The sequence below is a fragment of the Janthinobacterium pasteuri genome, assembly GCF_051380775.1.
GTDB lineage: Bacteria > Pseudomonadota > Gammaproteobacteria > Burkholderiales > Burkholderiaceae_D > Janthinobacterium.
Window position 1 is genome coordinate 454,839 of the sequence record NZ_JBNYXS010000001.1, and the last position, 23,130, is coordinate 477,968.

Below are 23,130 nucleotides of genomic sequence, written 5' to 3' on the forward strand. Positions count from 1 at the left end.
CAGGTACTTCTGGCTTACCTTATTTCGAACATCATTTCGACAGTTGCCATTCGCCGTTCTTCACTTCCACCATGCGGAACGCCGACAGGTCCAGGCCCATGTGGTCTTTGGCCGACATGTTGAAGACACCGGTGGTGCCCACAAAACCCTTGGTCTGTTCCAGCGCCGTGCGCACTTTTTCGCGGTCCGTTCCCCCGGCGCGCTTGATGGCATCCACCGACAGATTCAGGGCATCGAGCGCATAGCCGCCAAAGGTCGACGGATCGATCTTGTAGCGCTCTTTATACGTCTTGTCGTAGCCGATCACGATGGCCTTTTGCGCGTCGCTGTCCGGCAGCATGGCGCCGATCAGCAGGGCCGGCGTTGGCAGGCGCACGCCTTCGGCGGCCTTGCCCGACAGCTTCAGATACTCATCCGACGCCACGCCATGCGACTGGTACAGCGGCAGCGCGGACATGCCCAGCTGGCCGTAGTTCTTGGTCACGACCGCCGGCCCCTGGCCCAGGCCGAACACGAAGACGGCCTGCACGCCGGCCGTGTTCTTGATCCGCGTGAGCTGCGCCGTGATGTCCGTGTCTTTCGGTCCATAGGTTTCATCGGCCACCAGGCTGATGCCATATTTGGACGCGACGATCTGCGATTCCTTGCGGCCCGAAGCGCCGAAGCCGCTCGTTTCCGACAGCAGGCCCACCTTGCTGATGCCGCGCTTCTTCATGTCCTCGAACACCTTCTCGGCCGCCATGCGGTCCGTATGCGGCGTCTTGAACACCCACTTCTTGACCGGGTCGATGATGACCACGGCGCCTGCCAGCGAAATGAACGGCATGCTGGCACGGTCCACCAGCGGCGCCATCGCCATCGTCGCACCGGTGGTGGTGCCGCCGATCAGCACATCGACCTTGTCCGACTCGATCAGGCGCTTGGTAAAACCGTTGGCCTTGGCCGCGTCGCTGCCGTCATCGTAGTGCACCAGTTCCAGCTTGCGCCCCAGCACGCCGCCGGCCGCATTGATTTTCTCGATATACAGCTGCAAGGTTTTCAGCTCCGGATCGCCGAGGAAGGCGGCAGGTCCCGTGACGGACAGCACGGAACCGATCTTGATGTTCTCGGCCGCATACGCGCCCGCAGCGGACATGGCCAGTACGCCGGCGATCAGGGTTTTCTTGAAAATATTGGCAATCATTGTGGTCTCCACCAGGTTGGCACTACGGTCAATGTAGGATTGGCGCTTTTTTTACAAGCCTGCGCCTTTTTTTACTTTGTTATACGCGTTCAATGACGACAGCAATACCCTGCCCCACGCCGATGCACATGGTGCACAACGCATAGCGCCCGCTAGTCCGTTCCAGCTGGTTCAGGGCCGCCATCACCAGGCGCGCGCCCGATGCGCCCAGCGGATGGCCGATGGCAATCGCGCCGCCATTCGGGTTCACGTGGGCCGCGTCGTCCGCCAGGCCCAGGTCGCGCGTGACGGCCAGCGCCTGCGCCGCAAACGCTTCATTGAGTTCGATGACGTCCATCTGTTCGATGGTCAGCCCCGTCTGCGCCAGCACCTTGCGCGACGCGGGCGACGGGCCAAAGCCCATGATGCGCGGCGCCAGACCGGCCGTGGCCATGCCCAGCACTTTTGCGCGCGGCGTCAATTTGTATTTATCCACGGCGGCGGCGGACGCCAGCAGGATGGCGCAGGCGCCGTCGTTCAGGCCCGAGGCATTGCCAGCCGTGACCGTGCCGTCCGGCTTGACTACGCCCTTGAGCTTTGCCAGCATGTCCAGCGAGGTATCGGGACGCGGATGTTCGTCCATCGTCACCATCTTCGGCTCGCCTTTTTTCTGCGGCACGGCAACAGGCACGATTTCGCGCTCGAAGACGCCAGCCGCGTTAGCGGCGGCCCAGCGCTGCTGGCTGCGCAAGGCCAGACCATCCTGGTCGGCGCGGCTGATGCCAAATTCCACGGCCACGTTTTCCGCCGTTTCCGGCATGGTATCGATGCCGTACTGCGCCTTCATCTTGCCGTTGACGAAGCGCCAGCCCAGGGTCGTGTCTTCAATTTTCGCCGCGCGCGAGAACGCGCTGTCAGCCTTGCCCATCACGAAAGGCGCGCGCGTCATGCTTTCTACGCCGCCGGCGATGATCAGTTCCGCCTCGCCCGCCTTGATGGAGCGGGCAGCCATGCCGACAGCGTCCAGGCTGGAGCCGCACAGACGATTGATAGTATTGGCGGGTACGGCGGCAGGCAAGCCAGCCAGCAGCGCGGCCATGCGGCCCACGTTGCGGTTGTCCTCGCCCGCCTGGTTGGCGCAGCCATAGAACACGTCGTCGATGGCGGACCAGTCGACGGACGGGTTGCGGGCGATCAGCGCGGCAATCGGTAGCGCGCCCAGGTCGTCAGCGCGCACGCTGGAGAGTGCCCCGCCATAGCGGCCAAAGGGAGTGCGTACGGCGTCACAGATAAAAGCGTCGTTCATGTGTGTTTCCTTGTTCTGGCTATCAGGAGAAAATCTTCGGGCGCTGGTCGACCACGCGGCGGGCCTTGCCAGTCAGGGTGCGTTCGATGCCGGCGGCGGCCACCAGGCGCACGCGCGTGCTCACGCCCACGTGTGTCTTGATGCGGTGTTCCAGCTCGCGCGCCAGACCTTCGGTCTCGCTGGCCGAGATGGTGGCACTGAGATCGAGACGCAGCTCGGCCACCACTTCGAGCTTGTCGAGGTGGCCATCGCGCGTGACCACCAGCTGGTATTGCGGCGCCAGCTTCGGCATCTTCAAAATCAGCTCTTCGATCTGCGTGGGAAAAACGTTCACGCCGCGGATAATCAGCATGTCATCCGAGCGGCCCGTGATCTTGCCAATGCGGCGCATCGAGCGCGAGGTCGGCGGCAGCAAGCGGGTAAGGTCGCGCGTGCGGTAGCGGATGATGGGCAGCGCCTCCTTCGACAGCGAGGTGAAGACCAGTTCGCCCTCTTCGCCATCCGGCAGCACTTCGCCCGTTTCCGGATCGATGATCTCGGGATAAAAATGATCTTCCCAGATGACGGGACCGTCCTTGCTTTCGATGCATTCGGAAGCCACGCCAGGCCCCATTACTTCGGACAGGCCATAGATGTCGACGGCGTCGATGCCGGCGCGCGCTTCGATTTCCGCACGCATGGCGTCGGTCCACGGCTCGGCACCGAAGATGCCCACCTTCAGCGACGATTCGGCCGGGTCGAGACCCTGGCGCGTGAATTCCTCGATGATGTTGAGCATGTACGACGGCGTGACCATGATGATCGATGGCTTGAAATCCTGGATCAGTTGCACCTGCTTTTCCGTCTGCCCGCCGGACATCGGGATGACGGTGCAGCCCAGGCGCTCGGCGCCGTAATGCGCGCCCAGGCCGCCCGTGAACAGGCCGTAGCCGTAGGAGATATGCACCATGTCGCCTGCGCGGCCGCCGCCGGCGCGGATCGAGCGCGCCACCACATTGGCCCAGGTATCGATGTCGTTCTGCGTGTAGCCAACCACCGTGGCCTTGCCAGTGGTACCGCTCGACGCATGGATGCGCACCACTTGCTCGCGCGGCACGGCAAACAGGCCAAACGGGTAATTGTCGCGCAAGACTTTTTTATCGGTGAACGGGAATTTCGACAAGTCGGACAGCGACTTCAGGTCGTCCGGATGCACGCCCGCTTCGTCAAAAGCGGCACGGTAATGGGGCACGTTGTCATACGCGTGCTTGAGCGTCCATTTCATGCGTTCGAGCTGCAGCGCCTGCAGTTCATCCTTGCTGGCGCGTTCGATCGGCTCCAGGTCATTCGGGGCGGGATAGCGTTGGATCATCATTGTCTCCTAATTGGTTCTTTAACTTTTCAAATCAGCTGCGGCAGTTCAAAGCTGCTCTTGTCACTTCACCCGCTAATGACTTCACCGGCCACGCGGATCGACTTGCCGCGAAAGAGCGCGATGGCGCGCCCTTCCTGGTTGCTGACCTTGACGTCGTAGACGCCGCTCTTGCCCGCCAGCGCCTGCTCGACGGCGTCGGCCGTGAGCACGTCGCCTTCGCGGCCCGGTGCCAGGTAATCGATGGTGCAGCCGGCACCCACGGTATTCATGTTGTAGCTGTTGCAGGCAAACGCGAAGGCGCTGTCGGCCAGGGCAAAGATAAAGCCGCCGTGGCAGGTCTGGTGGCCGTTGAGCATGTCAGCGCGCACCGTCATCGTCATGCGCGCGTGGCCGGGTCCCACCTCGGCCAGAGCGATGCCCATGGCAACGGTGGCGTTATCGCGCGACAGCATGGAAGCGGCGGCCGCTTCGGCCAGGGCTTGCGCAGTCATGTTGTGGTTCTCATTTGACATATCATTCGGCATGAAACGAGGCTCCATTGGCAAGTTTGCGGCGCAACAGCGGCGAGACTCTGTAGCGGTCTTCGCCATAGCCTTGTGCCAGATTGTGCAGCACGGTCACGATATGTTGGACGCCCACCGCATCAGCCCAGGCCAGCGGTCCGCGTGGATAGTTGACGCCCTTCTGCATGGCGATGTCGACGGCAGCCACCGTGCACACGCCCTGGTTGACAGCATCGGCTGCCTCGTTGGCCAGCATGGCGACCGTGCGCATGACGGCCAGGCCAGGCACATCGTCCAGGCGCGTGACGATGAAACCGGCCGCCTGGAACAGGCCGACGACGGCCGCATAGGCGGCATCGCTGCACTGGTCGGCACGCGCCACGGCGATGCGTTTGGCACCGGCGTAATCGAGCGCCAGGTCGAACAGCACCGTGTCAGGATGCTGGTTGTCGTGCGCGCGCTGGGTAGCGCTACGGCCATCGGTCAGATAAATCGCGGCGCCATGGCAATGCAGGGCGGGTGCCTCGTCGTGTGTCTGGCCTTCTTGCATCACGCGGCGGCTGACCGTGATGCCAGCCTGCTCCAGACGCTGCACCAGGCTGCGAATGACGCCGCTGTGGCCACGGCCATCGCCGCCGATGGCAGCCGACAGGGCGACGAATTCCGGGGACGCTTGCGCGCTTTCCGCCTGCGCCACGGGGGCAGGCGCGCCTTCGCCATACAGGTAAAAGCCACGGCCCGATTTGCGACCGAGGAAACCGGCGTTGACCATTTCCTGTTGCAGCACGGACGGCGTGAAGCGCGGGTCGTTGAAATAGGCGCCGAACACGGATTGGGTGACGGAGAAATTGACGTCGTGGCCAATCAGGTCCATCAACTCGAATGGGCCCATGCGGAAACCGCCCGCTTCGCGCAGCACCGCGTCGATGGTGGCGGGATCGCCTGCCTGTTCGCTCAGCAAACGCCAGCCTTCCGCGTAGAACGGACGGGCGACACGGTTGACGATGAAGCCGGGCGTCGATTTCGCATGCACGGGATTCTTGCCCCAGGCAATCGACGTGTCATACACGGTGGCGGCGACTTGCTCGCTGGTGGCCAGGCCACTGATCACTTCCACCAGCGCCATCAAGGGAACCGGGTTGAAGAAGTGCATGCCGACCAGGCGTTCCGGACGGCGCAGCTTGGCAGCGATGGCCGTCACGGAAATCGATGACGTGTTGGTCGCCAGGATGCAGTCGTCGCTGACCACCGCTTCCAGTTCGGCGAACAGGCCGCGCTTGACGTCGAGGTTTTCCACGATGGCTTCCACCACCATGGATGCATCACTCACATCGGCCAGGCTGCCGGCCGCCTGCAGGCGCGCCGTGGCGGCCGCCGCGTCGTCCAGCGTCATGCGGCCCTTTTCGGCCAGCTTCGCATACATCTTGCCAATATCGAGCAAGGCCTTGCTCACCGCTTCCGCGCGCGTGTCGTACAGTTTTACCCGGTAACCGGCAGCCGCGGCCACCTGTGCGATACCGGCGCCCATGGCGCCGCTGCCGATGACGGCGATGATGCTGTTGTTTGCCAATGCGGTCATATCAGTGTCCCTTGAATTGCGGTGCGCGCTTTTCCATGAAGGCGGCCACGCCTTCGCGGTAATCGTCGCTGTTACCGAGTTCGCTCATCATGCGCGCTTCCAGCGCCAGCTGCTGCGGCAAGGTATTGGCGCCGCTGGCGGCCAGCGCCTGCTTGGTGAACGCCAGGCCCTTGGTCGGCGCCGTGGAAAAGTGCACGGCCAGCTTGCGCGTTTCTTCGGCCAGCTGCGCGTCGTCCACGCATTTCCAGATCAAACCCCAGTCCTCGGCCTTTTCCGCCGTCAGTTTTTCACCGAGCATGGCCAGGCCCATGGCGCGCGCCGAACCGATCAGGCGCGGCAGGAAGAAGGTGCCGCCCGTGTCAGGGATCAGGCCCAGCTTGCAGAACACTTCCACGAAACTGGCCGACTTGCCAGCGATGACGATATCGCAGGCAAGCGCCAGGTTGGCACCCGCGCCGGCGGCGACGCCATTGACGGCACAAATCACGGGCATCGGCAGTGCTTTCAAGGCCAGCACCAGCGGTGCATAGTTCTTTTCCACCGACTCGCCCAGGTCCACGCCCCTCGAACCTGGTTCGACGGCGCGGTCGGACAAATCCTGGCCTGCGCAAAATCCGCGCCCCGCGCCCGTCAGCACGAATACGCGCACGGAGCTGTCGGCGTTCACTGTCGCAATCGCGTCGCGTACTTCCTCGTGCATGGCCTGGGTAAAGCTATTGAGCTTGTCGGGACGGTTCAGGGTCAGCGTGGCGATGCCCTGTTCGATGGTGAAGAGAATGTTCTGGTAGCTCATGGCGTCTCGCTTTTTTAGTTTTCAACCCGCAGCGGAAATCTGGGGTCAGTTCCTTCGGAATCGTCATTCGCCCCACTGGGGCGAATGACCCCGACGGGTCTGACCCCGGCAGTCGCAGTTGGGTTATTCGGCCTGGTCGAAGTCGACCACGACCTTGTCGGTCAGGGGAAAACTCTGGCAGCTGAGGACAAAGCCGCGCGCCACTTCATAGTCTTCCAGCGCGTAGTTGACGTCCATCTCGACCTTGCCGTCGAGTATCTTGCAGCGGCAGGTCGAGCATACGCCGCCCTTGCACGAGTAGCGCATGTCGATGCCCTGGCGCAGGCCCGCGTCGAGGATCGATTCCTTGTCCTTGTCCATCGTGAAGGTGGTGTGGTTGCCATCCATGATGACGGTCACTTCCGTTTCCTGCACGGCGCCCGCATCGAGCAGGGCGCGCGGCTTATGAAAGTTTTTCGGGATGCTGGCGGCGAACAGCTCGATCTTGATATTTTGCTTCGGCATGCCGGCCGCCTGCAGGGCCGCGGAGACGCCCAGCATCATGTCTTCCGGACCGCAGATGAAGGCGTTGTCGTAGTCTTCTACCTTGATCCAGTGCTGCAGGAATTGTTCGCATTTTTCCTGCGTGATGCGGCCATTGAACAATTCGATGTCCTGCTGCTCGCGGCTCATCACGTACACCAGGTTCAAACGCTCCAGGTACACATCCTTCAAGTCCGTCAATTCTTCCTTGAAGATGACGGACGACGAGGCGCGGTTGCCGTAGAACAGGGTAAAGCGGCTCAGGGGTTCCGTCAGCAGTGTCGTCTTGATGATGGAGAGGATGGGCGTGATGCCGCTGCCGGCCGCAAACGCCAGGTAGTGCTTGCGGTTGACGCAGTCGAGCGGCACGTTGAAGTGGCCCATGGGCGGCATCACCTCGATGGTGGCGCCAGCTTTCAGGGTGTCATTCGCCCAAGTGGAAAAGGCGCCGCCGGGCGTGCGCTTGATGGCCACGCGCAGCGTGCCGTCCTGCACCGCCGAACAGATGGAATACGAACGGCGCACGTCTTCCGCATTGATATTGGCGCGCAGGGTCAGGTGCTGGCCCTGCTGAAAGCGGAACTGCTGCTGCAGTTCGGCTGGCACGTCGAACGTGACGGCGATGGTGTCGCGCGTTTCATTGCGCACGTTCGATACGCACAGCGGATAAAATTTACTCATGCTTCATCTCCAGTTTCTTCGGAACGTGTGCCTGATTTTTTTAGTGGCACTTGAAGTAATCAAACGGTTCGCGGCAAGCCAGGCATTTGTACAGGGCCTTGCACGGCGTGGAGCCGAACTGGCTGATCAGCTGCGTATGCGTGGAACCGCAGTTCGGACAAATCACCTCCAGCTGCGGCATGGGCAGGCGCTTGACCCCGCCCGCTGTTCCGCTACGAAGGCCGCTGATATCGATCACCTGCTGCTGCGGCGGGGCGATGCCATAGCCTTTCAGCTTGGCCTTGCCCGATTCGCTCATCCAGTCCGTAGTCCAGGCGGGCGCCAGCTGGTTCACCAGTGTCACCTTGGCCACGCCATGGCTGCGCAACGCATCCGTGACGGCATCGGCGATCACCTGCATGGCGGGGCAGCCCGAATACGTGGGCGTGATCGTCACGATGCACTCGTCGCTGCTGACCACGTCGACAGCGCGCACGATGCCCAGGTCCACCACCGAAATGACAGGAATTTCCGGGTCTGGGATGTCGCCCAGCCAGGCCCATACCTGGGCGGCGTCCAGCGCTGCCGTGGGCGCGTTCATTACCACTCCGCCCCGGGATAGGCGCGCTGCAGGAACTGCATTTCGGCCAAAATAAAGCCCAGGTGTTCCGTGTGCGTACCCTGCTTGCCGCCCTTTTGCATCCAGGCGTCGGGCGCCGGCATGACAAGCGTCGCTTCGGCGAAGATCTCGGCCACGTGTTCCAGGAAGGCCTGGCGCAGCACGTCCGATGAAGGCGCGATGCCGGCGGCAAGCATGGCCTGGTCGACGGCGTCGTACGTAAACATCTCGCCCGTGTACATCCACAGTTTATCGGCCGCGGCCTGCGTCTTGGCGTGGCTGTCCGCCGTGCCGTCGCCGAGGCGCACGATCAGGTCACCACTGCGGCGCAGGTGATAGGTGACTTCCTTGATCGACTTCTGCGCCACTTCGACGATGCGTGGATCGCTGCATTTCGCCAGTTCCAGCAGCTGGAAGTAGTGCCATGTGTCGAAGAAGAACTGGCGCATCATGGTGTCGGCATAATTGCCGTTCGGCTGTTCCAGCAGCAGGCAGTTCTTGAAGTCGTGGGCGTCGCGCAAAAAGGCGATGTCGTCCTCGTCGCGGCCCGCGTTTTCCAGTTCGGCCGCATAGCTGAACCACAAGCGCGTCTGGCCCAGGAGATCGAGCGCCACATTGGTCAGCGCCATGTCCTCCTCCAGCGCGGGACCCTTGCCGCACAGCTGCGACAGCTGCTGGCTAAGGATCAGGGCATTGTCGCCCAGGCGCAAGAGGTAATTGACTTTGTCATCCATTGCAGGCGCTCCCATCACAGGTTCTTGACTTCTTCCGGCATCGGGAAGAAGGTGGGATGGCGGTACACCTTGCTGTTTGACGGTTCAAACAGGGCGCCCTTGTCGCCGGGGCTGCTGGCGACGATATCGGCCGCGCGCACCACCCAGATGCTCACGCCTTCATTGCGGCGCGTGTAGACGTCGCGTGCATGGTTGACCGCCATGGTGGCGTCGGAGGCATGCAGGCTGCCCACATGCTTGTGCGCCAGGCCGTGCTGGCTGCGGATGAAAACTTCCCACAATGGCCATTCTTTGCTCATGTTGCTCTCCCCTATCTGTCTTATGTATTTACGCTGCCGCTTTGACTGCGGCTTGTTTATCTGCATACGCGAGCAAGGCATCGCGGAACCATACACCGTCTTCATACGCCTTGACCCGCGTTTGCAGGCGCTCGCGGTTGCACGGGCCATTGCCCTTCAATACATTGTTAAACTCGGACCAGTCGATCTCGCCGAATTCATAGTGGCCTGTTTCGGCATTGAACTTCAGGTCGGGATCGGGCACGGTCAGGCCCAGGTATTCGATTTGCGGCACGGTCTGGTCGACCATGCGCTGGCGCAATTCATCGTTCGAAAACAGCTTGATGCGCCATTGCGCCGATTGGGCGCTGTTGACGGAGGCGGCGTCGGACGGGCCGAACATCATCAGGGACGGCCACCACCAGCGGTTCAGCGCATCCTGCGCCATGGCTTTCTGTTCTGGCGTGCCCTTGCACAGCGACATCATGATGTCGTAGCCCTGGCGCGCATGGAACGATTCTTCCTTGCAGACGCGGATCATGGCGCGCGCATACGGGCCATATGAGCAGCGGCACAGGGGAATCTGGTTGATGATGGCGGAGCCATCGACCAGCCAGCCGATGGCGCCCATGTCGGCCCACGACAGGGTGGGATAGTTAAAGATGCTGGAATACTTGGCTTTGCCCGAGTGCAAGGCAGCGAGCAGATCGTCGCGCGAGACGCCCAGGGTTTCCGCAGCGCTATACAGGTACAGGCCGTGGCCCGCTTCATCCTGGATCTTCGCCAGCAGGATAGACTTGCGTTTCAGGGTCGGTGCGCGCGTGACCCAGTTACCTTCGGGCAATTGACCGACGATTTCCGAATGCGCATGCTGCGAAATCTGGCGGATCAGGGTCTTGCGGTAAGCGTCCGGCATCCAGTCCTTGGCCTCGATCTTGATGCCTTCGTCGATGCGCGCCTGAAAAGCGCGCTCTTCCGCCCCCATGTCATCGATGGAACGGACGTTCTTGAGGCCGGTTTCAACCATTTGTGCGTACATGATCTGTCTCCCATGTCTTTGATTTTGCGCAGCAACGCGGTGCGATGAACAGATAATACGATACAAAAATCTATTTGCATACACTTGATATGAATCATTTTAAAAATTCGTATCTTGTGCGGCTTTTTTGTGCGTATGATATTGCTGATGAGAAAACACTGTGTAGTGCCACCAGCGCTTCCGGCAAATTATTGACGCGCTACCCGCGCAGCCAAGTAAACTGCTGCTTTTATTGAATCGACCGCAACACGGCCAGACCGGAACCACATGAAGAACACCCGCTGCACGGCATGGATAGCCGATTTCCTGGAAAACGACCCACCGCGCTCGAAGTCTCTGGTGATGACCATCTTTGGCGACGCCATCGTGCCGCGCGGCGGCGCCATCTGGCTGGGCAGCCTGATCGACCTGCTGGCACCGTTTGGCGTGAATGACCGCCTGCTGCGCACTAGCGTGTTTCGCCTGGCGCAGGAGGGCTGGCTCAGCTCGCAGCGCGATGGCCGCCGCAGCGCCTATACGATACGCCCGGACGCGCTGCGCCGCTTCGAGCGCGCTTATCGACGCATCTATGCGCCACTGGTCGTGCACTGGGATGGCAGCTGGACCCTGGTGATCGGACCGGCCGGCAGCATCGGCGCCGCCGAGCGGGGGGCACTGCGCAAGGAATTATTGTGGGCTGGCTATGGATTGATCTCTCCTGGCATCTTTGGCCATCCGGCCAGCAACTCGGAGGCGCTGGAAGACATCCTCGTGCGCAACGACGTACAGGGCAAGCTGTATGTCTGTCACACTACGGAGTTGCCGGATGTCAGCACACGGCCCCTGCGCGACATGGTGGGAGAATGCTGGGACTTGTCGGAAGTGATGGCTGGCTACGAAAAATTCATCGCCAGTTTCCAGCCGCTGCTGACCCTGCTGCAAGAAGAGCCCGTGTTCGATGCCGAGCAAGCCTTCGTCATCCGCTCGCTGCTGACGCACGCCTACCGCCGCGTGCAGTTACACGATCCGCAACTGCCCGTCGAACTGCTGCCCGAACCGTGGCCCGGCACGCAAGCCTATGCGCTGGCGCGCGACCTGTACCGCCTCACCTATGCGGCGGCCGAAGAACATATCCTGGCCACCCTGCGGCGCGAGGATGAGCACGCGCCGGACGTGGAGCCGTGGTTTTTTGAACGTTTTGGCGGCCTGAACACCTGATAAAACGTCCATGGCGACGTTGCAGGGTCTGGGCGTACATTCGTACTGCCTGCGGCCCTGCGCCTTGCCATGAACATTTTTCAGGCGTTCAGCAAACGCCGTTGTCAACCATGATGCTCTCCCCGTGTTGGAGCTTCCACGTTTGCAAAGCACGTTCGTTATCGTTTGCGCCAGCACAAAGGCCTCCGCAAAACAGGTATCATCGCGCCATTGCACACGATGCAAAACCCATACGTTTTTATCAGGAACACTCATGACCATTAAAATCAGCCAGCAATTCGACGCCGGCGCGATCGAGGTGCTGCGCGCCGACGATGCCCAATCCATCGAGCTGAACATCCGCAAGGATTCCCACGCCGACATCACGCAGTGGTTTTATTTCCGCCTGCAAGGCGCGCAAGGCGAGGCGTGCACGATCCGCTTCATGAATGCAGGCAAGTCGGCCTATCCGGACGGCTGGAAAGACTACCAGGCCGTGGCCAGCTATGACCGCGAAACCTGGTTCCGCGTGCCAACCAGCTTCGACGGCACGGTGATGACCATCGAACACACGCCGGAAGAAGAAAGCGTGTACTACGCCTACTTCGAACCGTACCCATGGGATCGCCACCTGGCCCTGATCGACAGCGCGCAAGCGTCGCCGCTGGTGCGCCTGATCGACCTGGGCAGCACGGTGGAAGGCCGCGACATGAATCTGCTGGTGGTCGGCGACGCCGATGCCGAGAAGAAAGTCTGGGTCATCGCGCGCCAGCATCCCGGCGAAACGATGGCGGAATGGTTTGTCGAAGGCATGCTCGAAGCCTTGCTGGACCAGGCCAATCCGTTTGCCCGCCAGTGCCTGCAAGACGCCGTCTTCTACGTGGTGCCGAACATGAATCCGGACGGTTCCGTGCATGGCAACCTGCGCACCAACGCGGCCGGCGCCAACCTGAACCGTGAATGGATGACGCCGACGATGGAACGCAGCCCGGAAGTATTCCTGGTGAAACAGAAAATGCATGAAATCGGCTGCGACCTGTTCCTCGACGTGCATGGCGACGAAGGTCTGCCTTACGTGTTCGTGGCCGGCAGCGATGCGCTGGAAAATTTCACGCCTGCACAAAAGGCCGAGCAAGACCGCTTCATCGCCGACTTTAAGGTGGCCAGTCCCGACTTCCAGGATGAACACGGCTATGAAGACGGCCCGTTCACGCCGGAAGTGCTGACCATGGGTTCGCCCCATATCACGCACGCCTTCGGCTGCCTGTCGCTGACCCTGGAGTTGCCGTTCAAGGACAATGCCAACGATCCCGACCCGCAAACGGGCTGGAGCGGCGCCCGCAGCGCCGCCCTGGGCGCGGCCGTGCTGCAACCTATCCTGTCCACCTTGCGCGCCTGAACGCCAGAGCCGAGCAGGCCTGCCTAAGTCCATGCCCCGCACGCCGGGGCATTTTTTATGCCCGCACGACAAGCGTTGTTGGCCGAGTCGTTTTCTTTCCGAACTTCTTGCCTGCCAAAAATTATCGTCCTACACTCAATAACAGAATCGGGCCGTGCCACGCTGCACAGCCCCGCAAAAATACGCCGCCTGCCAGGCCGCCACGCCCCCACCGGCGATCTGGCAGGCGCATCCACGGCATTGCCCTTGGCATCACACAGCCCCATACCTGCCGAGCTAGCTTTCTGCACGAAAAAACGACCGTCTCTGCATCGTGCCGCACCCTGCCCATCTGTCTGGCTCGTGCTCACATGGTGCCGGGCGCTTCCCGCATGGCGCCAAGAATGGATTCCCTATGTCTCAGTTTACAATCAGTACCCGCCTGGCCTTCAGTTTCGGCTTGATCATTGTCCTGCTTGCCATGGTGGCATTTGTTTCCGTGAGCCGCATCCGCAACATCAATGCCACGACGGAAAAAATCCTCGACGACCGCTATGTCAAGGTCATGCTGTCCAATACCATACAATCCGAGGTCAATGTCCAGGCCCGCCTCTTGAGCATCGCCATCATCGGCGCCAACGATGCCGACGAAGTCAGCAGTGCCCTGGCCAAGGTGCAGGCATCGGCAAAAAAAAACATGGAACTGCTGGCGCGCCTGAAAACCATGATCAACACACCCAAGGGCCAGGAACTGTTCCAGGCCGTGAGCAGCAGCAATGAAAGCTATCGCAAAACACGCGATGCCAATATAAAATTGTTGCAAGAAGGAAAAGCCGAAACGGCCGGCATCTTCCTGCTGACGCAGCTGCGCTATCCGCAAGAAAAATATCTCACCGCGCTGGCGGCCATGGCCAGCTTCCAGGAATCGCTGATGGCAGCCGAAGGCAAGCAAGCCCTCGCCGATGGGCGTCTGGCCATCCTCCTGACCCTGTCCCTGTCCATCGCCGCGACGGTGATCGCCATCGCGCTGGCCATCCTGATCAGCCGCTCCATCAGCCGGCCCATCGGCGAAGCCGTCAAGGTGGCGCAACGGGTGGCGTCCGGCGACTTGTCGGGCAGCATCGACGCGCGCGGCACCGATGAAACAGGCATGCTGCTGCGCGCCCTGAAAGAGATGAACGACAATTTGCAAGGCATCGTGGCCCGCGTGCGCCATGGCACGGATGCCATCGCACATGGCTCGCGCGAAATCGCCTCCGGCAATATGGACTTGTCCTCGCGCACGGAGCAACAAGCCAGTTCGCTGGAAGAAACGGCATCGTCGATGGAAGAACTGACGTCGACCGTCAAGCAGAATGGCGAAAATGCACGCCAGGCCAACAAGATGGCGCAATCGGCCTCCAGCGTGGCCAGCAAAGGCGGCCAGGTGGTGGCGGAAGTGATCACGACCATGGAGTCGATCAATGCCTCCTCGAAGAAAATCGTCGACATCATCGGTGTCATCGACAGCATTGCCTTCCAGACCAATATCCTGGCCCTGAATGCGGCCGTGGAAGCAGCCAGGGCGGGCGAACAGGGCCGTGGCTTTGCCGTGGTGGCCACGGAAGTGCGCAACCTGGCTCACCGATCAGCCTCCGCCGCCAAGGAAATCAAGATCCTCATCGACGATTCCGTACACCAGGTCAATCTGGGCAGCACCCTGGTGAACCAGGCGGGCAGCACCATGGAAGAGATCGTCAGCAGCGTGCGGCGCGTCACGGACATCATGGCCGAGATCACGTCCGCCAGCAACGAGCAGGAAGCGGGCATCGAGCAGATCAACCAGGCCATCACGGAAATGGACGCCGTGACACAGCAAAATGCCGCCCTCGTGGAAGAAGCGGCGGCCGCGTCCGAAGCGCTGCAGGATCAAGCCGGCATCCTGGCCGAAGCCGTCAGTGTGTTCAAGCTCGACGGCATGCAAGCGCTGCCGCCGGTTCAGGTTCCAGCCATCCGCGCGCCAGCGAAGCCTGCCGCCACGCCACGCGTCACGGCCACTGCCGCACCCGCCAGGAAAGCAGGCAAGGTGGTCGCACTGGCTGCGGTCGCCGAGACCGAGTGGGAAGAGTATTGAGGCGCCGCCTGCCGCTAGGCATCGAGCAGCTTGCAGCGGGGGCATCGCCATAGGCCTGTGCCTCAGCCGCCCGCCACCACCATGCTCTCGATGAGGATGGACCCCGTCTCCTTGGTGCCACGGCGCAAGACGTCGGCACCCACTGCGACGATGTTACGCAGCATGTCCTTCATGTTGCCGGCGATGGTGATTTCTTCCACCGGGTACTGGATTACGCCATTTTCCACCCAGAAACCGGAGGCGCCGCGCGAATAGTCGCCCGTCACGTAATTGGTTCCTTGTCCCATCAGTTCCGTCACCAGCAAGCCCGTGCCCAGCTTTTTCAACATGGCAACAAAATCGTCGGTGGTGGCCGTCTGGCTGGACGTCAGGAACAGATTGTGCGAGCCGCCCGCGTTGCCCGTGGTCTGCATGCCCAGCTTGCGGGCCGTGTAAGTCGACAGGAAATAACCTTGCACCACGCCATCCTTGACGACATCGCGGCTCACGGTTTTCACGCCCTCTTCGTCGAACGGCGCCGAACCGACGCCGCCGATCACGTGCGGGTCTTCAAAGATCTGCACATGCGACGGCAGCACTTGCGTACCAAGGGAATCGTTCAGGAAAGTGGATTTGCGGTACAGGGCGCCGCCCGAGGTCGCTTGCACATAGGTACCCAGCAAGCCAGCCGCCAGCGGCGCCTCGAACAGGACGGGACAAGTGCGCGTGCCCAGCTTGCGCGCATTCAGGCGCGACAGGGCGCGTTCGGCGGCGTAGCGGCCGATGGCTTCCGGACTCGACATTTTGGAAGCGTCGCGCACGGACGAATACCAGTCGTCGCGCTGCATCTTGGCACCCTTGCCGGCGATGGGCGCCACAGACAGGGTATGGCGCGAAAACGGGTAGCCGCCGATGAAACCGCGCGAATTGGCAGAAACAAAATGCGATTGCTGCACATGCACGCCAGCGCCTTCGCTATTCGTGATGCGCGGGTCGACGGCAAACGCGGCCGCCTCGGCCCGCTGGGCCAGCACGACGGCTTCCTCGGCGGAAATCAGCCAGGGATAGAACAGTTGCAAATCGCGGGGCGACATTTCCAGCATGTCGGCGTCGGCCAGGCCCGCGCAATCGTCCTCGGCCGTGAAACGGGCGATGTTGTAGGCGGCGTCCACCGTGGCGCGCAGGGCGGATGGCGAGAAATCGGACGTGCTGGCATTGCCGCGTTTCTTGCCGACAAACACGGTCACGCCCATGCCCTTGTCCTTGTTTTGCTCGATCGTCTCGATCTTGCCTTTTCGGACAGAAACGGACAGGCCACCGCCTTCGCTGACTTCGACGGCTGCGTCGGTGCCGCCCGCTTCCCGCGCAAAAGACAACACATCACGGGCCAGTTGCTGCAATTGCTCTTGACTATGGGTAAATACGGAGTCGTTCATGCGCTGTTTTCTTCGGAAAGCCGCTAAAAAGGGTATCATAGCAGTCGTTTACAGTTTACAGGTGCGGCCTACGCGGCCAATCCCGCCTTATCATGCCAAATCCAAACCGGGGAGCTTGCGGCTTCCAATCCACCGAATTCGAACAGGAATATGAACGTCCTTCGAAGTCGGAACTCAAGCGCCAGATGACCGTCCTGCAAAAGCTGGGCGAAGAACTCGTCAATGAAGCACGTGACCGCGTCAAGCGCGTCCCGATGCCGGAAGACGTGCGCGACGCCATTCTCGAATGCCAGCAAATCAAGGATCACGAAGGCCGCCGTCGCCAACTGCAATTTGTGGGCAAGAAGATGCGCACCCTGGATGAGGAAGAAGTTGCCGCCATCCAACGCACCATCGATAGCTGGAAAGGCTTGTCGAAAGCCGACACGGCCAATATGCACGCGATGGAACGCCGCCGCGACAAACTCTTGACGGATGACAAGGCCCTGACCGTCTTGCTGTCGGAAAACCCGGAACTGGACGTGCAGCACCTGCGCACCCTGATCCGCAATGCCCGCAAGGAGCTAGCCGAGAACAAGCCGCCAAAAGCCTACCGTGAAATCTTCCAGATATTGAAAGAGATCGCCAAGAAGAAAAACAGCGGCAAGAAAGATGCCGACGAAGATGACGCAGAAGCGGAAGACGACGAGTAATTTAGCGTCCGAAACGCAAAGATGCACAAAAAACCGGGATAATCCCGGTTTTATTGTTTTTACGCCACTCCAGACTGTATAGGTGCAAGATGCCCACCACCATCGAAGACGAATTGATTATCGGCCTGGTGTCGATCTCGGACCGCGCCAGCGGCGGCGTGTATGAAGACCAGGGCATTCCGGCCCTGGAAAGCTGGCTGTCCGCCGCCATCCGCACGCCGTTCCGCCTGGAAAAACGCCTGATCCCGGACGAGCGCTCGCAGATTGAAAACACCCTGATCGACATGGTCGACCTGAGCCACTGCCATTTGATCCTGACGACGGGCGGCACGGGCCCGGCGCGGCGCGATGTGACGCCGGACGCCACGCTCAGCGTCGGCACCAAGGAAATGCCCGGTTTCGGCGAACAGATGCGCCAGATCAGCCTGCAATTCGTGCCGACGGCGATTCTGTCGCGCCAGGTGGCCGTGATCCGCGAGACGCCCGAGCGCGCCGCCCTGATCATGAACTTGCCGGGCCAGCCGAAAGCCATCAAGGAAACCCTGGAAGGCTTGAAAGATGCCGATGGCGTGCAACTGGTCAACGGCATCTTTGCCGCGGTACCGTATTGCATCGATCTCATCGGCGGCCCCTACATGGAAACCGACCCGGCCATCTGCAAGGCCTTCCGTCCCAAATCGGCGCTGCGTCCGGCGCAACCTTTACCTGAGGAAAATACATGAGCACCTTGCTGGAAACCATACAACTCGACAGCGCACCGAATCCCACCGTTTCCATCATCTGGATGCATGGCCTGGGCGCCGACGGCAACGACTTCGTGCCGCTGGTGAAGGAACTCGATTTGCGCGGCTGCCCCGCCATCCGCTTCATTTTCCCCAGCGCCGGCACCATGCCCGTCACCGTCAACAACGGCTATGTGATGCGCGCATGGTACGACATCCGCGAAAATGACCTGGTGCGCCGCGAAGATGAAGGCGGCTTGCGCGCCTCGCAGGCACAGATCGAGGCGCTGATCGCGCGCGAAAAGGCGCGCGGCATTCCTGCCAGCCGCATCATCCTGGCCGGCTTCTCGCAAGGCTGCGCCATGACCTTGCAAACGGGCTTGCGCCACGCGGAACCGCTGGCCGGCCTGATGTGCCTGTCCGGCTATCTGCCGCTGGCCGACAAAACGGCGCTTGAGCGCACGCCAGCAAGCCTGCAGACGCCCATCTTCATGGCGCACGGCACGGCCGACCCCGTGGTGCCGCTCGCCCGCGCCCAGCAGTCGCGCGACTTGCTCACCGGCATGGGTTACAAGGTGGAATGGCACGAATACATGATGCAGCACTCGCTGTGCCAGGAAGAGATCGACGCGATCGGCGCGTGGCTAAAAAAAGTATTGGCTTAAAGCAAAACAGGCGCGGTGTGCGCCGCGCCTGTTGTTGTTCGGAACGCCGGGAGCTTAGTTGCTCGCCGGCGTTTTTTCATTCCATATTTTCAACATATCGGGCGACGCTTCCGAGCGGATGCCGTTGTCCGTCAGCACCGATTCCGTCGCTGCCAGCATATCCTTGCGAGGCACGACGACCATTTCCGCATCGCGCTGCTGGAAGCGGAACGTCAGCAGCTCATCCGTCTGGTCGCGCAGCAAGGCCACCAGGTGCGCCAGGCTGCGCACGCGCACGCCATTGACGGAATCGACGACCGAGAAGAAACGGGTACTGTAGCCATTCATCAGCTTGTGCGGGAAGAACGGCGCGGCGATCACCACCAGTTCTTCGCGCTCGCTATCGGGCGCATCGCCGCGCCGCGTGACCAGCGGATTACCGGCAAAACTCATGCCGCCCAACATTGCCGGGTTGCCATTTGGCGCGGCCATGAATTCCGTGCTGGCGCGCGAAAACACCATGGGCCCGAAAATGAAATAGGATGGGTAATTGCCCTGCAGGCCGCTGATCAGCATCGGGTGCGCCGCCGAGACGGGTATCTTGATTTTCAGGGGCGCGCCCTGGCGCACCACCGTCAACGGCAACTGGCCGTCTTTCGCCAGCTGCTGCACCCGGTACTGGAAGCGCACGCGGCTGTTGGCATTCAGCTTGACCATGCCCTGGTTGTCGATAGGAAAATCGCCGATATGCGTGATCACGTCCCACTCCTTGAGCGGATAGGCGGCATCCTTGCTGGCCGGCGTCATCACGACGGCGCCCTCGATCCCCTTGGCCAGTTTCAGGTACGTGCGCAGCGCGGGATTTTCCAGCGTTTGCGTCACGTCGCGCATGGCTGGCTTGCCCTTGGGCGCACCACTTTCCTGGTCGCGCAGGAACAGCTCGATTTCCTCGTTGGGGATGATGTAGCCGATGTTTTGCGCATTGAGCATGCCGGCAAAGGCCAGGCCGATCATCTTCTCGCCGGCAATCACGGGGCCGCCGCTATTGCCCGGGTTGATGGCCGCATCGATCTGGATGCGCAAGCCGGAAACAGGGAAGTTGTAGCGCACGAATTCGATGCGCGACACGATGCCCTTGGTGATCGACAGCGAGGTGCCGCCCGTCGGATAGCCATACGCCAGCACGGCATCGCGCACGTCCGGCAAGACATTGGCGCGTGGCACCGCTTTGTGGCTGGCGAAAAAACTGTCGTCGTCGATTTTCAGCAAGGCCAGGTCCATGCCGCGCGAGATGGCCAGCACGGTCGCCGGTATCTTGTCGCCCGCACCATTCGCCTGGATCTGCACCTGGCTGGCATAGCCGACCACGTGCGCATTGGTGAGGATGCGGCGGCCTTCGATGACGACGCCGGAACCCGTCACCTCTTGCGGCGCGGCCTTGCTCCAGGGTTTATAGGGATCCGGTCCCCGCAAGGTAGAAAACACCTTGACGACGGAATTTTCCAGGGCGGAAGCGCTGGGGCTAGCGTTAGCGGCGGTCTCGGCGGCCAGCGCACGCACCATCATCAAGGGGGAAAAAGAAAGGGCCAGCGCCAGGAAGGCGCGGCCCATCAGGGTGAAGCACGGACGAGTTTTCATTGAGCTAATTGGCAATGGAAGGGAAGTAAAATTATATATTGAATAATTGCAACTTCATTACACTTTGTCCATCTTTGCCCGAAGAACTCCTCTAATCAGGCGGGCAGTGGCGGCACGCCCAATGCGGGCACCGCCGTCTGCGCCCCGTTCATGACCATGGCCAGGAAAGTATAGTAGCCATTGATACCCATCAAGTCGACCACGCCGTGCTCGCCGAACAGCGCCAGTGCGCGCGCATACGTGGCATCGCTGACGCGCTTGTTCTGCTGCAGTTCGATGCAAAAGTCGTGCACGGCTTGCTCGTCTTCTTTCAGGGCAAGCGGCACACGGCGCGCGGCAATGGCGTCCACGGCCGCTTGCGCGATGCCGTTCTGCACGGCCAGCGGTGCGTGGATGGCCCACTCGACTTGCTGGTCCCACTGGCGTGCCGTCACCAGAATCGCCAGCTCCGACAGGCGCGTGCCGATGGCGCTGCGGTAGCGCAAATACTCGCCCATGCGCTGCGCCGTTTCCATCAGCTCCGGGCTGCGGATCAGCGGCACGAAGGGGCCGTACAGGGCACCGCGCGGACCGTCGATGATGGCTTGCGCGGCGGCCCGCTGCTGCGCGTCGAGCTGCGCCAGCGGCAGCGGCGGCAAACGGTCGATATCGCTACCGGCCATCAGGCAGTCCAGGCGACCACGTCCTGCTGCTGCTCACCGAGGCCGGGGATGCCCAGGCGCATGCTATCGCCTTTTTTGAGGAAACGCTGCGGCTTGCGGCCCTGGCCCACGCCCGGCGGCGTGCCCGTGGCGATGACGTCACCGGGTTCCAGGGTCATGAATTGCGACAGGTAGCTGACGATCTGCGCCACCGTGAAGATCATGGTTTGCGTATTGCCCGTCTGCATGCGCTTGCCGTTGACTTCCAGGTACAGGTCCAGGTCTTGCTCGTCGATGACTTCATCGCGCGTCACCAGCCACGGGCCGATGGGGCCGAAGGTGTCGCAGCCCTTGCCTTTATCCCACTGGCCGCCCCGCTCCAGCTGGAACGAGCGCTCGGAAATGTCGTTGACGACGCAATAGCCGGCCACGTATTTCAGCGCATCCTCTTCGCTCACGTATTGCGCGCGCGTGCCGATGACCACGCCCAGTTCCACTTCCCAGTCCGTCTTTTTCGAGCCTTTCGGCAGCACGACATTGTCGTCCGGGCCATTCAGGCAGGTAATCGCCTTCATGAAGACGATGGGTTCGGCGGGAATCGGCATGCCGGATTCGGCTGCGTGATCCGCGTAATTGAGGCCGATGCCGATAAACTTGCCGACTTTCGCCAGCGGCACGCCGAAGCGTGGGTTGCCGCGCACCAGGGGCAGCGTCTTTTCGTCGAGCTTGGCCAGCTTGCGCAGGGCCTTGTCGGACAGTTGCGCGCCGTCAATATCGGCAATCACGCCGGACAGGTCACGCAGTTTGCCTTCTTCATCGATCAGGCCCGGTTTTTCCTTGCCTGGACGTCCATAACGAACGAGTTTCATAGTCTTCCTTGGAGTTGATCATTGCCGCTGTGCAGGCTGCCATTTTACCGGATGGCCCGGCACGCCTGTAGCGGTGGATGAAAAACATCGCAAGTCCCGGCAGTTGCAAGACCGCCAGCACGCCAAACGCCGCCTGATACGCTTGCGGCGGATACTGCTGCAAGCTGTTCAGGGGCCAGCAGCCGAGGATCAGGCCAAAGCCCGCCTGCACCAGGAAGGCGCCCGTGAAAATCAGCAAATTCAGGCAAGTGGACGCCCTGCCCGTCTGGCTGGCCGGCATGCTTTGCGCGACGATCGCATACTCGAGGCCCGTCACCGTGCCCAGCAAGGTAAACAGCACGGATAGCATGGGCAGGCTGGGCACCACATTGCACGCCATCGCCACTTGCACGGCAATGAACAGGGCGATGCCCACGGCCGCCAACTGCATGGGGGCAATACCGCGCCGCCCGACCCATTCCGTCAGCATGCCCATGCCAATGGCACCGAAGATGACGGCCGCCATGCCCAGGTACAACAAATACGCCACGCTGTCATCGGACAGACCACCCACGTCGGCCAGCCAGCGGCCCACCCACAAGCCCTGCACGCCAAAGAACACCGTGTGCGGCAGCAGGATCAGCGCGATGGTGCGGCGAAAGGCCACGTCGCGGTACACACTCCAGACACTGACCCTGCTCACCGTGTGCGCAGCAGCGGGCGCAGGCAGGGCCGGCGACAGCAGGCGGATCAGCACGCCGATGGCCAGCGCCGCCAGCGCCAGGCCCAGGAAGACGCCGCGCCAGTCCGTGTAATGCAGGGCCAGCTTGACGGGCATGGTGGCCGTGGCCGCGCCCAGGCCGCCCACGGCGATCAGATAGCCGTGCACGGAAGGCAGGCGAGATGGCGCAGTGGCCCACGAGATCGCTTTCACGGCGGCCATGAAGCAGCCGCCCAGGCCCGCCCCCATCAAGGCGCGCGCCCACATCAGTTCGGCAAAACTGTGGCCCCGGCCGAACTGCCACACGCCCAGGGCCGCCAGCGCCAGCAGCCACAGTTGCACCGTGCGGGGACCGTAGCGGTCGAGCGCCATGCCAACCGGCAATTGCACCAGCGCAAAGGCGAAAAAAAAGGCGCTGGTCAGCAGGCCCAGCTGGGCTGGTGTCAGGGAGATGGCGCCCAGCAATTCTGCCGTCAGCACAGCATTCACGCCGCGCAGCAGGCACGACAGGTAATGGCCGAGCGCAAACGGCAGGAACACCCGGCAAAACACGTCCACGCCGCAGCGGGCAGGCGCACCGGCGGTGTACATGC

22 protein-coding genes are annotated in these 23,130 nt (G+C 61.8%); 6 read left to right on the forward strand and 16 right to left on the reverse strand.

What is annotated here, in order from left to right; all coding sequences use genetic code 11:
* Positions 1-31: 31 nt before the first annotated feature.
* From ACQ4WN_RS02040 to paaA, 11 genes are all read right to left on the reverse strand, one after another.
* A complete protein-coding gene (locus ACQ4WN_RS02040; protein ID WP_436550033.1) occupies positions 32-1,183 on the reverse strand; it encodes an ABC transporter substrate-binding protein in 1,152 nt (383 codons plus the stop codon).
* Between the two features lie 79 nt (positions 1,184-1,262).
* Positions 1,263-2,468: a 3-oxoadipyl-CoA thiolase gene (gene pcaF, locus ACQ4WN_RS02045; protein ID WP_436550034.1), complete on the reverse strand. Its 1,206-nt coding sequence runs from the start codon at positions 2,466-2,468 to the stop codon at positions 1,263-1,265.
* Positions 2,469-2,490: 22 nt separating this feature from the next.
* Positions 2,491-3,819 (reverse strand): phenylacetate--CoA ligase PaaK, encoded by a 1,329-nt coding sequence (paaK, locus tag ACQ4WN_RS02050; RefSeq protein WP_436550095.1) that lies wholly within the window; start codon positions 3,817-3,819, stop codon positions 2,491-2,493.
* Positions 3,820-3,887: 68 nt separating this feature from the next.
* The gene (paaI, locus tag ACQ4WN_RS02055; protein ID WP_436550035.1) at positions 3,888-4,313 is read right to left on the reverse strand and encodes a hydroxyphenylacetyl-CoA thioesterase PaaI; all 426 of its coding nucleotides are present in this window, start codon (positions 4,311-4,313) and stop codon (positions 3,888-3,890) included.
* A gap of 22 nt (positions 4,314-4,335) precedes the next feature.
* Complete coding sequence (gene paaH / locus ACQ4WN_RS02060) at positions 4,336-5,904, reverse strand: 3-hydroxyacyl-CoA dehydrogenase PaaH (protein ID WP_436550036.1); 1,569 nt, start codon at positions 5,902-5,904, stop codon at positions 4,336-4,338.
* A gap of 1 nt (position 5,905) precedes the next feature.
* Positions 5,906-6,697, reverse strand: a complete 792-nt coding sequence (gene paaG, locus ACQ4WN_RS02065; protein WP_436550037.1) for a 2-(1,2-epoxy-1,2-dihydrophenyl)acetyl-CoA isomerase PaaG — start codon at positions 6,695-6,697, stop codon at positions 5,906-5,908.
* A gap of 123 nt (positions 6,698-6,820) precedes the next feature.
* Entirely contained in the window at positions 6,821-7,900 is a 1,080-nt protein-coding gene (paaE, locus tag ACQ4WN_RS02070) for a 1,2-phenylacetyl-CoA epoxidase subunit PaaE (protein WP_436550038.1), read from the reverse strand.
* Positions 7,901-7,940: 40 nt separating this feature from the next.
* Positions 7,941-8,480, reverse strand: a complete 540-nt coding sequence (paaD, locus tag ACQ4WN_RS02075; protein ID WP_436550039.1) for a 1,2-phenylacetyl-CoA epoxidase subunit PaaD — start codon at positions 8,478-8,480, stop codon at positions 7,941-7,943.
* Complete coding sequence (paaC, locus tag ACQ4WN_RS02080; RefSeq protein ID WP_436550040.1) at positions 8,480-9,247, reverse strand: 1,2-phenylacetyl-CoA epoxidase subunit PaaC; 768 nt, start codon at positions 9,245-9,247, stop codon at positions 8,480-8,482. Before paaC ends, paaD begins: the two co-directional genes overlap by 1 nt.
* Positions 9,247-9,531: a 1,2-phenylacetyl-CoA epoxidase subunit PaaB gene (paaB, locus tag ACQ4WN_RS02085; protein ID WP_034746356.1), complete on the reverse strand. Its 285-nt coding sequence runs from the start codon at positions 9,529-9,531 to the stop codon at positions 9,247-9,249. The genes paaC and paaB overlap by 1 nt, the downstream gene beginning before the upstream one ends.
* A gap of 28 nt (positions 9,532-9,559) precedes the next feature.
* Positions 9,560-10,549, reverse strand: coding sequence for a 1,2-phenylacetyl-CoA epoxidase subunit PaaA (gene paaA, locus ACQ4WN_RS02090; RefSeq protein WP_436550041.1), 990 nt, complete (start codon positions 10,547-10,549; stop codon positions 9,560-9,562).
* 267 nt (positions 10,550-10,816) lie between these two features.
* Between paaA and paaX the strand changes: the two genes are divergently transcribed.
* From paaX to ACQ4WN_RS02105, 3 genes are all read left to right on the forward strand, one after another.
* On the forward strand, positions 10,817-11,746 hold the full coding sequence (gene paaX, locus ACQ4WN_RS02095; protein WP_436550042.1) for a phenylacetic acid degradation operon negative regulatory protein PaaX: 930 nt from the start codon (positions 10,817-10,819) through the stop codon (positions 11,744-11,746).
* A gap of 253 nt (positions 11,747-11,999) precedes the next feature.
* Complete coding sequence (locus ACQ4WN_RS02100; protein WP_034746346.1) at positions 12,000-13,124, forward strand: M14 family metallopeptidase; 1,125 nt, start codon at positions 12,000-12,002, stop codon at positions 13,122-13,124.
* A 394-nt stretch (positions 13,125-13,518) separates the two neighbouring features.
* On the forward strand, positions 13,519-15,216 hold the full coding sequence (locus ACQ4WN_RS02105; protein ID WP_436550043.1) for a methyl-accepting chemotaxis protein: 1,698 nt from the start codon (positions 13,519-13,521) through the stop codon (positions 15,214-15,216).
* A gap of 62 nt (positions 15,217-15,278) precedes the next feature.
* Here the strand turns inward: ACQ4WN_RS02105 and pmbA are convergent, their stop codons facing one another.
* Positions 15,279-16,631 (reverse strand): metalloprotease PmbA, encoded by a 1,353-nt coding sequence (gene pmbA / locus ACQ4WN_RS02110; RefSeq protein WP_436550044.1) that lies wholly within the window; start codon positions 16,629-16,631, stop codon positions 15,279-15,281.
* A gap of 92 nt (positions 16,632-16,723) precedes the next feature.
* On the opposite strand from pmbA, the gene yjgA reads away from it, so the two are divergent.
* The 3 genes from yjgA (at position 16,724) to ACQ4WN_RS02125 (ending at position 18,710) form a co-directional block, all read left to right on the forward strand.
* On the forward strand, positions 16,724-17,323 hold the full coding sequence (gene yjgA / locus ACQ4WN_RS02115; protein WP_436550045.1) for a ribosome biogenesis factor YjgA: 600 nt from the start codon (positions 16,724-16,726) through the stop codon (positions 17,321-17,323).
* Positions 17,324-17,412: 89 nt separating this feature from the next.
* On the forward strand, positions 17,413-18,045 hold the full coding sequence (gene mog / locus ACQ4WN_RS02120) for a molybdopterin adenylyltransferase (RefSeq protein ID WP_436550046.1): 633 nt from the start codon (positions 17,413-17,415) through the stop codon (positions 18,043-18,045).
* Positions 18,042-18,710, forward strand: coding sequence for an alpha/beta hydrolase (locus ACQ4WN_RS02125; RefSeq protein ID WP_436550047.1), 669 nt, complete (start codon positions 18,042-18,044; stop codon positions 18,708-18,710). Before mog ends, ACQ4WN_RS02125 begins: the two co-directional genes overlap by 4 nt.
* 54 nt (positions 18,711-18,764) lie before the next feature.
* On the opposite strand, the gene ACQ4WN_RS02130 is transcribed toward ACQ4WN_RS02125, so the two are convergent.
* The 4 genes from ACQ4WN_RS02130 to ACQ4WN_RS02145 all read right to left on the reverse strand — a co-directional run bounded on the left by ACQ4WN_RS02130 (position 18,765) and on the right by ACQ4WN_RS02145 (position 23,128).
* Positions 18,765-20,327, reverse strand: a complete 1,563-nt coding sequence (locus tag ACQ4WN_RS02130) for a S1C family serine protease (protein WP_436550048.1) — start codon at positions 20,325-20,327, stop codon at positions 18,765-18,767.
* Between the two features lie 95 nt (positions 20,328-20,422).
* Positions 20,423-20,989, reverse strand: a complete 567-nt coding sequence (locus ACQ4WN_RS02135; RefSeq protein ID WP_436550049.1) for a carboxymuconolactone decarboxylase family protein — start codon at positions 20,987-20,989, stop codon at positions 20,423-20,425.
* On the reverse strand, positions 20,989-21,837 hold the full coding sequence (locus tag ACQ4WN_RS02140; protein WP_096237933.1) for a fumarylacetoacetate hydrolase family protein: 849 nt from the start codon (positions 21,835-21,837) through the stop codon (positions 20,989-20,991). The genes ACQ4WN_RS02135 and ACQ4WN_RS02140 overlap by 1 nt, the downstream gene beginning before the upstream one ends.
* Positions 21,782-23,128 carry an MFS transporter gene (locus tag ACQ4WN_RS02145; protein ID WP_436550050.1) on the reverse strand — a complete coding sequence of 449 codons (1,347 nt, stop codon included), beginning with the start codon at positions 23,126-23,128 and terminating at the stop codon, positions 21,782-21,784. The genes ACQ4WN_RS02140 and ACQ4WN_RS02145 overlap by 56 nt, the downstream gene beginning before the upstream one ends.
* Positions 23,129-23,130 lie beyond the last annotated feature (2 nt).